This is a genomic window from Fibrobacter succinogenes (assembly GCF_902779965.1).
In the GTDB taxonomy this organism is placed as follows: Bacteria; Fibrobacterota; Fibrobacteria; order Fibrobacterales; family Fibrobacteraceae; genus Fibrobacter; species Fibrobacter succinogenes_F.
The window spans coordinates 1-12,888 of the sequence record NZ_CACZDK010000009.1; the positions used below are offsets into that span (position 1 = coordinate 1).

At 48.6% G+C, this 12,888-nt stretch carries 12 protein-coding genes; 4 read left to right on the forward strand and 8 right to left on the reverse strand.

Translation table 11 applies throughout. From position 1 onward, the window contains the following. Positions 1 to 50: 50 nt before the first annotated feature. From HUF13_RS06045 to HUF13_RS06060, 3 genes are all read left to right on the forward strand, one after another. Entirely contained in the window at positions 51 to 380 is a 330-nt protein-coding gene (locus HUF13_RS06045; RefSeq protein ID WP_173474289.1) for an ORF6N domain-containing protein, read from the forward strand. Between the two features lie 239 nt (positions 381 to 619). After that, complete coding sequence (locus tag HUF13_RS06055; RefSeq protein ID WP_173474290.1) at positions 620 to 1,177, forward strand: pyridoxamine 5'-phosphate oxidase family protein; 558 nt, start codon at positions 620 to 622, stop codon at positions 1,175 to 1,177. Positions 1,178 to 1,232: 55 nt separating this feature from the next. Next, entirely contained in the window at positions 1,233 to 1,973 is a 741-nt protein-coding gene (locus tag HUF13_RS06060) for a hypothetical protein (protein WP_173474291.1), read from the forward strand. 42 nt (positions 1,974 to 2,015) lie between these two features. Here HUF13_RS06060 and ribF read toward each other — a convergent pair whose 3' ends face one another. The 8 genes from ribF to HUF13_RS06100 form a co-directional block, all read right to left on the reverse strand. Further along, on the reverse strand, positions 2,016 to 2,909 hold the full coding sequence (ribF, locus tag HUF13_RS06065; protein WP_074207971.1) for a riboflavin biosynthesis protein RibF: 894 nt from the start codon (positions 2,907 to 2,909) through the stop codon (positions 2,016 to 2,018). 67 nt (positions 2,910 to 2,976) lie between these two features. Next, on the reverse strand, positions 2,977 to 3,942 hold the full coding sequence (gene truB / locus HUF13_RS06070) for a tRNA pseudouridine(55) synthase TruB (protein ID WP_173474292.1): 966 nt from the start codon (positions 3,940 to 3,942) through the stop codon (positions 2,977 to 2,979). After that, on the reverse strand, positions 3,943 to 4,296 hold the full coding sequence (gene rbfA, locus HUF13_RS06075; RefSeq protein WP_173387180.1) for a 30S ribosome-binding factor RbfA: 354 nt from the start codon (positions 4,294 to 4,296) through the stop codon (positions 3,943 to 3,945). A 136-nt stretch (positions 4,297 to 4,432) separates the two neighbouring features. Beyond that, entirely contained in the window at positions 4,433 to 7,552 is a 3,120-nt protein-coding gene (infB, locus tag HUF13_RS06080) for a translation initiation factor IF-2 (protein WP_304038872.1), read from the reverse strand. A gap of 81 nt (positions 7,553 to 7,633) precedes the next feature. Next, positions 7,634 to 8,845 carry a transcription termination factor NusA gene (gene nusA, locus HUF13_RS06085; protein ID WP_173474294.1) on the reverse strand — a complete coding sequence of 404 codons (1,212 nt, stop codon included), beginning with the start codon at positions 8,843 to 8,845 and terminating at the stop codon, positions 7,634 to 7,636. 12 nt (positions 8,846 to 8,857) lie between these two features. Beyond that, positions 8,858 to 9,310, reverse strand: a complete 453-nt coding sequence (gene rimP, locus HUF13_RS06090) for a ribosome maturation factor RimP (protein WP_074207968.1) — start codon at positions 9,308 to 9,310, stop codon at positions 8,858 to 8,860. A 193-nt stretch (positions 9,311 to 9,503) separates the two neighbouring features. Beyond that, a complete protein-coding gene (locus tag HUF13_RS06095; protein WP_173474295.1) occupies positions 9,504 to 11,435 on the reverse strand; it encodes an FISUMP domain-containing protein in 1,932 nt (643 codons plus the stop codon). A gap of 9 nt (positions 11,436 to 11,444) precedes the next feature. Next, complete coding sequence (locus tag HUF13_RS06100; RefSeq protein WP_173474296.1) at positions 11,445 to 12,374, reverse strand: hypothetical protein; 930 nt, start codon at positions 12,372 to 12,374, stop codon at positions 11,445 to 11,447. Between the two features lie 198 nt (positions 12,375 to 12,572). Here HUF13_RS06100 and HUF13_RS06105 point away from each other — a divergent pair, with 198 nt between their 5' ends. Beyond that, a complete protein-coding gene (locus tag HUF13_RS06105; protein WP_173474297.1) occupies positions 12,573 to 12,782 on the forward strand; it encodes a hypothetical protein in 210 nt (69 codons plus the stop codon). Positions 12,783 to 12,888 lie beyond the last annotated feature (106 nt).

Genomic DNA, 12,888 nt, shown 5'->3' on the forward strand with positions numbered 1-12,888 from the left:
TCTTCTATTCGTAATGGCTTAAGCTCTAATCTCACCCGCATAGCGGGTGGTTGTTAAAGCCGATGCTACGCATCGGCTTCTTACCTAAAGGACTTAATTTGGTGAAGTCGCAAATTGCGACTTCACGGGCAGAGAGCTTCTTTTCTGGTCAAAATGGAGGACGAAGAAAAAAACCGTATGCATTTACAGAACAGGGAGTAGCAATGCTTTCTGCCGTTCTTCATAGCAAAACAGCTATAAAAATGAGTATCGCCATTATGGAAGCATTCATTGCAATGCGTCATTATTTGATTGACAATGCTGGGCTCATCAATCGACTTTCCAATGTAGAAGCAAAGGATTTAGAGCAAGACCAACGTTTACTCGCCCATACCCAGTGACAGCGTCCATGATCGATTTTTATTTATCGATGACACAGCCTATCATTTTGGAGCATCTCTAAAAGACTTGGGCAAAAACACATTCTTCTTTTCAAAAGAAGATTTTACGCTAGAAGAAGTTTTAAAGAAATGAAAGCTCACATTTTTGATTCTTTGAAAGAATCTCCACAATCTCAATAATTTAAACACCTTTGGATGATTATATTTAAACTCAAATATCGTAAAAAAGTTGAGGTAAAATGCGGCGCAAGGACAGAGAAGTTTTAGGCGATGAAAACATCGCAAAGATTATCGAACAGTGCACAACATGCCATGTCGCGATGGTGGATGACACAAACGCAGGCCTACCCTACGTAATTCCGTTGTCATTCGGATACAGCCTAAACAGCGGCGTTCTGGAACTGTATTTCCATTGTGCACATGTCGGCAAGAAACTCGACTGCATCCGCAAAAATCCGAATGTCGCATTCAGCATGTGCGTCGAGAACCGCATCGAAATTCACGAAGAAGCCTATTGCAAAAGCGGTCGTTTTTACGCAAGCGTCGTCGGGCAAGGCAAAGCCGAAATCGTCAATGACATCGCCGAAAAATGCCACGGTCTTTCACTCCTGATGGAACGGCAAGCAGCAAGTTCCGCGCAGTGTTCGCAATCCACAAGTTCCGCGCATTCCATGCAATCAGCGATCCCGCACAAGTTCGAATTCACACCCGAGCAAGCCGCCACAGTGACAGTCTTTAAAATAACCAGCACTAACTTTACCGGCAAAGCGAAAAACGATTATGCTCAAAAGTGTTAGAAAGATACTGGCGTTAGCCTTGGTATGTTCTGCCCTTTGCTAGGCGGAAGAACAAATGCTAAATCTATCCCTGCAAATCACGAAGAACTATATGGTCATCGGTGCATTCGGAGGTTTTTCAAAAAATTTTTATTACAGAGCCGCTCACGACTTATATGAGAGCCGCTACATTTCGCTTCACAAGGAATACGAAGATGATGCCGGACGTATCGTATGGGCAATTTACTCCGAAAAGAACGGCATGCTGGATAGCGTGATTGTCGATGAGAACAACGATATCTATTCAGCCGTTGGCCTCGGCGAAGGCGGGATATGGCCGCCCCATCTGAAGCACAAACTTACACCACACAGGGACGATAAAGTCGCCGTCGCCCCTTTATCCATATTCGATGAAGTTTTTAGGGACCTGCTTAAATACCGTCATGCACCAAGTTATGCACCGAAATATGACACAAATGATATTGTCATTGTTTTGGACCCAGATAAAATTGCAGAACCGAATGATAATAGAGAAAACTTCTTGAAGAAACTTCAATCCTATAAGCCGCTAATACAGATGATAAAAGATGCAGGGTTTACCTACATCGCCATCGCTATTACAACACATAACATTAAAGAAACTGGACTTGACTATGGTGATATCGCGATTTTGGTCCAGGATATGTACAAGACATTGGGACTGGAAACTCCACCAAAACGGGAAGGACAAGGCAAGCTTCTTCTACGCAAAATAGACAAGAAATACCTTGAGAAAAGCGAGAAAGCTTATCTAGAAATGAAAAAAGCAAAAAAATAATTCAGCCGCAATAGTTCTCGGAATTAGAATCTATTCCTTTCTCTACTCCGCCCAGTGATTTCCGTTATAATTTTTGGCAGTGTCGGCATCCATGCCAATCTGGCGGACCAAATCTTCGATGCTTGCGAACTTCTTTTCGGGGCGCAAGAAGGCGAGCAAGTCTAGCGCTAAATGCTGGCCGTAAATGTCTTCGTTAAAGTCAAGCAGATACGCTTCGACTGCAAGGTTATGCGTTCCTGGCGTTGTCGGTTGCGTTCCGATGTTCACGACAGAGCGGAAAATGCGACCGTCCGAGAGTCTAGCGCTTGCGACATACACACCGCCTTTCGGCAAGAACTTGTACTGTTCCATCTGCACATTCGCCGTCGGGAATCCTATAGTGTGACCAAGTCGTTTGCCGACCACGACTGTTCCAGACAAGCGGTACGGGCGACCCAAATACGTCTGGGCACGATCCACATCGCCGTTCAAAAGCGCATTGCGCACCGCAGAAGAGCTCACGCGTTCGCCCTTGTGCAGCACCATCGAAAGCATCTGCGTCGAGAGTTCCGGGAACGCAGCGGTAATCGTCTCGTAATTGCCCTTGCCGCCAGCACCAAAGCAATGGTCGTGTCCAAAGAACATCGAAACAACTTCGCGCTTTTCAATCAGTTCCGTGCGGACAAATTTATCGAACGGGAGTTTTGCCAATTCATGCGTGAACGGCAATACCAAAAATTCAATGCCGAGGCTCTCAACGAACTCGCGTTTTTCTTCGGTTGTCGTGAGGAGCAGCGGATCGCCCGGTCCACGCAAAACGTAATTGGAATGCGGTTCAAAGCTGATGACCGTCGGCTGCAAATGGTTCACTTCGGCAACCGCTTTCAATGTGCGGAAAAGCGCCTGGTGCCCCAAATGGCATCCGTCAAAATTACCCATTGTCACAGCGCGTTTCATTTTCACAATCCTTCAAATACCGTAGCAATCTAATATCAATGACAAGGTCCCTGAGCCTGCCGAAGGGCTATTCATCCTGGCCCAAATAAAATTTGGGGCAAATACGGCCCGGGTCATAGACGCCAAGCCCAATCACAGCGCCATCTTTATCGGCGGTAAAGACAAACTTTTCCGACCCAGGCGTCGTGCTTAAATTTTCAACAGGAGTGCGCCACGGCACCCAATTTCCTAAACGAATTGCTTTTACCTGGTCGTCATTCAAGCGGACTACCGGGAAATCAAGCACCTGGTCCACAGGGAGCAAATGTTCCGGCGTGAGAGCGTCCCCGCGAACAGCGCGATCCACAGTCACATTACCAATGCGATGGCGGCGGATCATAGAGACGCAGCCGTACGTTCCGAGCGCACGTGCCAAATCTCGACCGAGCGAACGGATGTACGTTCCCTTGCTACAGTTGCATTCCAAATCAAACGTGGCAAAGCACTTGCCGGTACAGCCTTCCGTCACAAGCCCCTCGCCCACAACTTTGAGCGATTCGATATGAATACGACGAGGCTTGAGTTCCACATCACGACCACGATTCGCCAAGTCACTAGCACGATGACCGTTAATTTTCACGGCACAGTAATTCGGCGGAACCTGGTCAATGTCGCCAATGAACTGCGGGAGAACGCATTCCAAGTCTTCACGAGAGATTCTGCTCGGCCCTTCGGCTGGCTCAGGGCTCTTACCAAGGTCGCTGAGCTTGTCGAAGCGCGCATCCTGTTCCACGACTTCCCCGTCCCACTCTAAAGTGTCGGTTTCATAGCCAAGGTGGAGCCTGAACGTATAGCACTTGTCCTTCGCCTCGATGTAGGGCAAAAGGCGCGTAGCACGCCCCGTAGCCGCAATAATGAGCCCGCTTGCACGCAAGTCGAGCGTACCCGCATGGCCCACGCGCTTAGTACAAAAGACCCTTTTCAGAGGGAAAAGGGCCTTAAAAGATGTTTCACCTGCAATTTTGTCCAAGAGGACGAAGCCGGAAGGGGTCAATTAAAGTTCCCCTTTCTGCTTCAGTTCTGCAAGGATTTCTTCGATGTGCATGGCATGTTCGAGATTTTCATCAAGAACGAACTTGAGTTCCGGAACCTTGAAAATTTTCAAGGACTTGCCCAAGACGCCACGAATAAAGCCGGCGGAATTGTTGAGCCCGACAAGCGTATCGCGCTTTTCTTTATCGGAACCCATCACCGAGACGAGAGCCTTTGCATAGCTCAGGTCTTCGGTAATATCCACACGGGTAATGCTCGCGAGAGAACTCACGCGCGGATCCTTCAAGCCCTTCTGGATGAGCTTTCCGATTTCCTCGCGGAATTGTTCGCCTAATCTATCGGTTCTTCTAGTCATTCGTATCAGTGGTTAGTAAACAGTGGTTAGTAAGCAGGAATGAATTTAGTGATTAGTAAACAGTGGTTAGTAAGCAGGAATATAAAAAAGAACTTTTAAATGCAATCCTAACCACTAACCACCAACCACTAATCACTTAAGTATTACTTTCCTTCGCGGCGGCAGCTTCTTCAGCGGCCTTCTTGGCCTTTTCTTCAGCTTCTTCGCGGGCAACGTCTTCCAACGTACGGGCGACCTTGACTTCCTTGAAGAAGATGAGGCTATCGCCTTCCTTGATATCGTCGTAACCCTTGAGGCCGATACCGCACTCGAAGCCACGAGCGACAGACTTGACGTCGTCCTTCATGCGCTTGAGAGACTGAACTGCGGTCGTACCGAGTTCCACACCATTGCGGTATACGCGAACGTGAGAGGTACGGTCGACTTCGCCGTCGGTAACCATACAGCCAGCGATGAGACCAACCTTCGGGACCTTGAACACCTGGCGGATTTCGGCTTCGCCAACGAGTTCTTCGCGCATGATCGGCTTGAGGAGGCCTTCCACGGCGTTCTTGATATCTTCAATGCAGTCGTAAATCACGCGGTAGTTGCGGATTTCGATGCCTTCCTTCTGGGCCATTTCGCGAACAGCGAGAGACGGCATAAGGTGGAAGGAGATGATGATTGCCTGTGCAGTCGTTGCAAACAGGATATCGGATTCCGTAATCGTACCCACACCCTTGCGGATGATGTTGACGCGGACTTCCTTGTTGGTAAGCTTTTCGAGGGAAGCGGCCAAAGCTTCTGCAGAACCACCCACGTCGGCCTTGACGATGAGGTTGAGTTCGGAGAGCGTACCTTCCTTCTTGGCGTTGAAGGAGTTTTCGAGAGACACAGTCTTACGAGCGCGGAGATCGCGTTCACGAGCAGCCATACGGCGCTTAGAAGCAATTTCACGTGCGGTTTTTTCGTCTTCCACCACGACAAGTTCATCACCAGCCTGCGGAGTACCGTCAAAGCCGAGCACCTGGCACGGAGCAGAAGGCGGAACTTCCTTCAACTGGACACCACGTTCATTGAACATGGCACGGACACGACCAGCGTAGATACCGCAAACAAACGGGTCACCCACATGGAGTGTACCGTTCTGCACGAGGATCGTTGCCATAGAACCCTTACCCACGTCAAGCTTGGATTCAACGACAGCGCCACGGGCGTGCGTATCCGGATTGGCCTTAAGTTCAAGAATTTCAGCTTCGAGAGCGAGCGTTTCGAGGAGGACATCCATGCCCTGACCCGTACGTGCAGAAACTTCGATACAGCTGGTCTGACCGCCCCACTGTTCGACTTCTACACCGCGTTCTGCGAGCTGGGCGCGAATCTTGTCCGGATTTGCAGTCGGCAAGTCCATCTTCGTAATGGCAACGACCATCGGGACGTTTTCGCGCTTTGCAAGTTCAATACATTCAACCGTCTGCGGCATGACCATGGAGTCTGCTGCCACGACGAGAACGATAACGTCGGTCACCTGTGAACCGCGAGCACGCATTGCACTGAACGCTTCGTGACCCGGGGTATCGAGGAAGGTAACCTTGCCCTGCTTGGTGGTGACTTCGTATGCACCGATGTGCTGCGTAATGCCACCCGATTCGCCAGACACCACGTGGGTCTTACGAATCCAGTCGAGGAGAGAAGTCTTACCGTGGTCAACGTGGCCCATAACAGTAACCACCGGATGACGCGGCTGGAGATTTTCCTGAGATTCTTCCTCGATGCCGAGAGCTTCTTCTTCGTATTCTTCCATCAGCTGAGCTTCGTAACCGAATTCATCAGCCAAAATCTGGATCGTTTCGAAATCAAGGCGAGCGTTGATGGTCACCATCATGCCCATTTCCATGCACTTCGCAATAACGCGTGCCGGCATCTGGTCCATGAGGCCAGCGAGTTCGCCCACGGTAATGAAGTCCGAAGTCTTGAGGATTTTCTTTTCTTCACCCGTATTGTTTTCGGAGTGATCCTTGTGATAAACTTTCTTGACCGGGTTCTTGGAGAGGGAGGCCATCACGCGGGAGACGTTCTGACGTACGGCTTCCTGCTGCTGTTCCTTCTGCATTTCCTGACGGTCTTTAGTATTGCTACGACGGTTCTTGTCGTTGTTATGGCGACCGTTCTGGCCCTTGCCATTGCCCTTGCCATTCTGGTTCTGACCAAGCGCCTGGTTGTTGCTGTTGGAAGCGTTGAAAGCTTCCTGCATGGAACCGCTGGAGAACCCGCCGTTGCGTCCGGTATAGCCGCGGCTACTGCTGCTAGCGTTACCGCCGTTCGGGCGACGATTATTGTTGTTATTGTTGCGGTTATCAGAACCGTTGTTGTTGCCGTTGTTCGAGAGACGGCCAAACGTACCCGTGTAACCCTGGCCGTTGCCGCCATTGCGGTTTCCGCCATTCGGACGATGGTTGTTGCGAGCGGCCTGAGCCTGCTGGCGAGACTTTTCGATACGAGCGAGAATAGCGGCATCGGGCTTGAACACCTGAGCCTTCATCGGCGGCTGCTTGAGTTCTGTAGAAGCAGACATCATAGTCGGCTGCGGAGCAGCGGGCTTTGCAGCGGCAGGAGCCGGTGCAGCAGGCTTCGGAGGAACCGGTGCGGCAGGTTTTGCCGGAGCCGATTGTGCAGGAGCCGGAGCAGGCGCGGGAGCCGCAGGCTTCGGTGCCGGAGCCGCTTGAGCCGGGGCTGGATTTGCAGCCGGAGCGGGAGCAGCGGGCTTAACAGCTGCAGGTGCAGGTGTTGCTGGAGCAGCCGGTTTTGCGACCGGTGCGGGAGCCGCCTGAACCGGAGCCGGAGCGGCTGGCTTCGGTGCCGGAGCAACCTGAGCTGGAGCTGGAGCAGCAGGCTTCACAAAAGCCGGAGCTGCGGGCTTTGCTATCGGGGACTTCGGATCCTGTTTTGCGACAGCCTTCGGGGCTTCCTTGCGGGCGCCCGGGCCTTTCTTAAGGCTCACCTTCAAGCCGAGCTTGTTCGTCGCAACCGACGTTTCCTTCTTCTTTGCAGGAGCGGAAGCGGAAGAATCAGCTTCAGAAGCAGTCGGCCTCTTCAGATTCTTGTTGCGGGCATCCTGCTTCTGTTTTTCGGCAGCGGCAGCCTCCTCAATCTTTTCAAAGTCTGCCATATCCAATTTGGACATATGGGTACGAACTGCAACGCCTGCATCGCGGAGCAGCTTCATCACCACATCAACCTTCAATCCATGAGCATCAGCCCAATCCTTAGGTTTCATTTGAGATTCATTCGTCATGAATAGCCTATTCAATTCCTTTTCTTATTCTTCCGTTAAACTATTTGCCCTGCGCAAAAGTTTTTAAGCGTTACCCTTGACAGCCTTTGCCTTTCTGTCTTCGTCCATGCGCTTCGCTCTCATTCTTCTTTCATCCTCATAGTTTGCGGCGAGGATGCTGTTCTTGGATTCTTCATCCATCTGAGACCATTCCTGTTCGCCGTGAACATCGAGCTTGCGATCTACGAGACGACCAGCGAGTTCCACGTTCTGGCCACCCTTACCGATAGCCTGAGCGAGGTTTTCGTCATCAACGATGATCACGATACGGTCTGTATCCGGAACCGGGAACATCTTGAGGACAGATGCCGGAGCCAAAGAACGTTGTACGAAAACGTCGAAGTTTTCGTCCCAGTGAACGATGTCGATGCGTTCGTTGCCAAGTTCGCGAACAATAGTCTGGACGCGAGCACCCTTCATGCCGACGCAAGCGCCAACCGGGTCAATCTTTTCGTCGCGAGAGTAAACAGCAATCTTTGCACGGCGATTCTTGGAGTCACGAGCCACAGCCTTGATTTCGACAGTGCCTTCGTAGATTTCCGGAACTTCCTGACGGAGCAAAGCCTTGAGGAAGTCAGCGTTAGATCTAGACAAAATAACTTGAGCACCGCTCTTTGTCGATTCTTCGACGCGGGCAATCACAGCCTTCACAGAAGCGCCCTGAGTCAAGCGTTCGTGCGGGATCTGTTCGCGAGCCGGGAGTTCAGCTTCAATCTTGTTGCCAAGGTCAACGATAACATTACGTTGTTCCAAACGAAGCACTGTACCGTTGATGATTGTACCGATGCGGCTGCGGTAGATATCCATGATGCGCTGGCATTCGGCGCTGCGGATGTGCTGCGTCAAAAGCTGCTTTGCAGTCTGGATAGCCTGACGACCAAAGGAGGAGGTCGGGAGTTCCATATAAAGACTGTCGCCTGCCTGAGCGTCTTCGTTAAAGTCGCGAGCTTCATCGACGAGCATGTAGCCTTCGTCCATTTCAGCCACTTCTTCAGCAGTCATGTTCGGATCGTAGTCCGGATAATCGTCCACAACTTCAACATTCAAGAACACATGGACTTCATTGGTTTCCATGTCGATATCAACGTTGATTTTCTTTTCGATGTGCAGATACTTGCGAGCCGCAGAAATAAGAGCCTTCTTGAGGGCATCCAAAATCACGGAATCATCGACACTCTTGTCTTCAACGACTTCCTTGAGCACGTCGAGCAAGCTAATTTTCGGTTCGTTCTTCATAAGTTGACCTTCCTATTTAATTTCTACTTCGACCTTGGCCGAAAGCACTTCGGACCGCGGTATGACGATTTCGCCGGCATTGCCCTTAAGCTTGAGCTTCAAATTTTCTTCGTCGGCATCTAAAAGTTCGCCCGTCACTGGCTTACCCGTCGAGCGGGTCACGCGGAGCAAACGGCCCTTGTTGCGGTTAAAGTCCGCCATAGACTTGAGGGGGCGGTCTATTCCCGGAGAAGAAACTTCAAGCGTGTAAGCGCCCTCGATCAACTCGGGATCCAGGTCCAGCGCATCCGAAAGGAAATGACTCACGTTCGTGCAGTCATCGATAGTAACACCTTCGGGCTTGTCGATAAAAATCCGCAATGTCTTGCGCTTGCCGGCACGGAACACATCAGCTTCTACAAGCGTCACAGATGCAGACTTGCAGGCGTCGGCAATGAGAGAATTCAGTTTTTCTTGGGCGACCAAATAAACCTCTTATATTAAAATAGACGTTCGCTTACGGACCTTCTCCAGAAACCTTTGGGACCAAAATCCGGGGTTTCAACGGAAAAAATCCACGAACAGTCTAAAAACCGATACAAATAGAGAAATTTTTTTGCACTCAGGCAACCGCTATTATAAAAATAGGGGCTAATTAGTGACAAGAGTATAAAATTTATCAATGCGTGAGGCAATAATTCCGATCGTATATAAGGCGAATGGGGAGACGAGCTTTTCGAACATCGTCCGTCATCTCAGACTTCGAAGATTCGCCATTTTCATAGAAGCAGTAAGCGGCCAATTTACTTGGATTACTCGGACTATTTAACCGTATCCAAAAACAAGTTTTAAGTCTTTTATTGCCCGTCAAACTCAAAAACACAGCTTCACGATCGTAGTAACCGGCTGGGAGAAGATTAAACTTAGATTCGTTGTCCCCACCCATTTCTTCAGAATAAAGTTTTGTTATATCATGACCAACGATACCTATCAGTTCCTTAACTTCTTGCGAATCCGGCAAGACCCAGCAATCATTCGGATCCGTAGACAGCCTATGGATGAAAAGAGCCTCCTCTGTATTATAATAGCGCCCATATTTTTTGCAAAGATCAACGCCATTATCTCGTTCATAAGCATAATAATCATCAAAGCACGTTTTTTCTGTTGACGTAAAGCTATCATCCCAATACTGCAAGTTTTCCGCCATCCATTTTTGATGAAGATTCATGTTCCCTTCCTCGGCATTAAAATCAACAACCGAGTAGGAATCGCCTAGAATCGTTGCGGACAGCTTCGAGACAGAGAATGACGAAGAGGACTGCACTGAGCTGCTTGACGACTTGGCAACCGTCTTTTTTTCGCCCTTAATGCAGCGAATAGAATACAAGGACGTTTTTGACCTTTTCTGCCACTTAGCCTCGTTTTCATCGGAAGAGAAACACAAAACAGCCGCATTTTCTCCATCTGTTTCACTACTAGTCCAGAAACATGATTCTGAGGCATCGTAACTCTGTTTCCAATCATCACTAACTTTGCCAGAGCCAGCAGGAAGAACTCCAAATCCGAATTCATCCGAACCCGCCCACTGTTCAGACTTGAGCTTTTTAGCAGATTTATTACCAACGACTTCAAGTAAAATTTTCCAGTCCGTCGTATCCGGCACATGCCATCCATCAGGGCAAGCATCCTCCGTCAGACTGAACGTATAAAGCCGACCATACATTTCACAATAATCTGTTCGGTTCTGGAAACAGTAAGGAGACATATATTGAGAATAAAGATTTTCTGCCATCCATGTCTGAGAACCAATCGTTACAATATCATATGATTCCGAATAATCATCCCAATAAAGCGAAACATCTTTTTGGACAACAGCGCCAGATGCCAATGTTATTATCGAAGAGCTACTTACTGAAGACGACGAAATAGCCGCAGCAGAAGAAGACTCTGCAGATGACGACGATGATTCTTCCTTCAATCCTTTTTCAACAACAAATTCTTTCGAGCTCGCACCCTTATTACTCTTGTTATACGGAATAACACGAATAATACCATTCGAAGTTGCATCTACACCATATTCAGCATCTAGTTTGACCTTAACAGAATAACAAGTTTTGCCATCAGCCGGGCCATTCAAATCGAAGGATTCGTCGAGCAAATCCACACCTGCATCGCTAGTATTTTTCCTAAAAACGATGCGATAGCTATCATCTACAGATGTACCAAACACAACATCAATCGTTTGCCCAACCTTGAATTTTTCGCCACCGGCAGGATAAACAACTTTCACGCCATCAGACACAGAACAATCGTAGTCTCCATCAGAGCCATTCGATTTTACACTAGACGATGAAACTGGTTCACTACTACTGGATTCAGCAACGCTAGACGAGGATTCATCCGATTCTATTTCTGAATGAGCCTTTTTCCAACCCTCAAAATCATCTTCCATTTGCGAGACATAATCCGTGCAAGCAGAAAAGAAAGACGCTACGGATAAAATAATTATAGATAGCTTCGCTACGCTCGCAATGACGTTTTTTCTCTCGTTTTTCATCAGTAAAGTTTCACCCGATCTCTCGTCTCTAGTCTTTCGTCTCTCGTCGAACATAAACCCCTCCTAGAACGCAAAGCTAAGTCCAATACCAACAGCACCGGCAATCGCAATACCGATACCTACACCACGCAAAGTCTGCCCAGATTTGGCATCATCGTGATTCTTTTTGTATTCCGCTTCAGTCGAATACTTTTTCTCGGAAGAATTCTTCGCCTTACTGTTTCCGACCACGGCAAGTACAACTCCGGTCACAGTTGCGGCAGCGCCGATACTCAGCGGCACCCAACGGATGCCTTTCTTTGCATACTTTTCCTTCGTCGGAGCATTCTGACCGACATTCGCAGGAATACTTTCACCAATCTTATTCTCGCCCACCGCTTCTGTTTTTGCGGCAAGCGGAGTTTCAACAACAGGAACATTAACGGGCGTCGGATCCGGCAACGGAGCAACAATTGAATCTGCAACAGTCGTTTCTTGAACTACAGAATTTCCAGCCTTGCCTCTTTTGAACATTTCCAATTCTTTAACGCTATGGAAAAATTCAGGCGACTTCGCTTCAATAACTGCCAGAAGTTCATTCACATCAGAACCACGCCCGTTGAAACTTGCAATGAGCTTGTTCCCTGCAGTTTCGTAGAGTTCCGCCGAGAGCGTAAGCGAATTTCCAAAGCGACCCACGCGAGCCTGGCAAACATAATCGGCCGCAATATTCTTGCCCGTTTCTACAAGGCAGCTCCCTTCGCACTCCTCAAGAGCCTTGCTCGGCGGCAACATCTGTTGGATGTTTTCACGAGTCATGATGGTGTAATTCTGCACCGCCGGGAGTTCCTTGACAGCCTGCTCTCGCAATACGTTAGTAAGGTACTGGCGGTCCAAAAACGGCACACTATCCTTGGCACTGCCATCTGCCGCCGTTTCAAGCACAGCAACAAAGGCTGCCGATGCATTTATGGAAAGAATAAAAATCAAAATAGCGAAAAATAAGCGATTCATACCCATAAAGTAACATTTTTGAAAACAACCGTCAAACCAAATTGCACTAAGGGTTGTTCTACATCACTTTTGTAAACCGCCACAATGAGCTTTGGAAAAAGCGAGAAGAACACGAACTATGGTCCAAAGCACTCAAAAATAAAACCTTCTCTAAGTTCTAAACTCAAAGTTCAAAGTTCTAATTACTATATTTAAACCATGGCATACGTACTTCTCATTCTTATCAGCATCGGCGGGCTTGCGCTCTGCGGTTTTTATCTCAAGAAAAACATTATCCGCATCAAGGATAAAAATAAGGATGAACCTCAAAAGTACAAGCGCATCCTGAACTACGTCCCGACGGGACTTTGGTACGGCTATTTGATTATTTTCTTCGCCGGCCTTACGATTAATAATTTGATTTTTTAGTATGCCGTGATTAGTGGCTAATGCGTCTTCCTCGAAGAGGATCCATACTATTTGCGAAATATGTATGGTTCCTCGCGAAGCGAGGATGACTGTGATACTGTTTCGA

Bases quoted from the DNA above. Each gene is read 5' to 3' on its own strand.
- HUF13_RS06055 (WP_173474290.1), top strand. From the start codon at position 620: ATGCGGCGCAAGGACAGAGAAGTTTTAGGCGATGAAAACATCGCAAAG.
- HUF13_RS06060 (WP_173474291.1), top strand. From the start codon at position 1,233: ATGCTAAATCTATCCCTGCAAATCACGAAGAACTATATGGTCATCGGT.
- ribF (WP_074207971.1), bottom strand. From the start codon at position 2,909: ATGAAACGCGCTGTGACAATGGGTAATTTTGACGGATGCCATTTGGGG.
- rbfA (WP_173387180.1), bottom strand. From the start codon at position 4,296: ATGACTAGAAGAACCGATAGATTAGGCGAACAATTCCGCGAGGAAATC.
- infB (WP_304038872.1), bottom strand. From the start codon at position 7,552: ATGAAACCTAAGGATTGGGCTGATGCTCATGGATTGAAGGTTGATGTG.
- nusA (WP_173474294.1), bottom strand. From the start codon at position 8,845: ATGAAGAACGAACCGAAAATTAGCTTGCTCGACGTGCTCAAGGAAGTC.
- HUF13_RS06095 (WP_173474295.1), bottom strand. From the start codon at position 11,435: ATGTTCGACGAGAGACGAAAGACTAGAGACGAGAGATCGGGTGAAACT.
- HUF13_RS06100 (WP_173474296.1), bottom strand. From the start codon at position 12,374: ATGAATCGCTTATTTTTCGCTATTTTGATTTTTATTCTTTCCATAAAT.
- HUF13_RS06105 (WP_173474297.1), top strand. From the start codon at position 12,573: ATGGCATACGTACTTCTCATTCTTATCAGCATCGGCGGGCTTGCGCTC.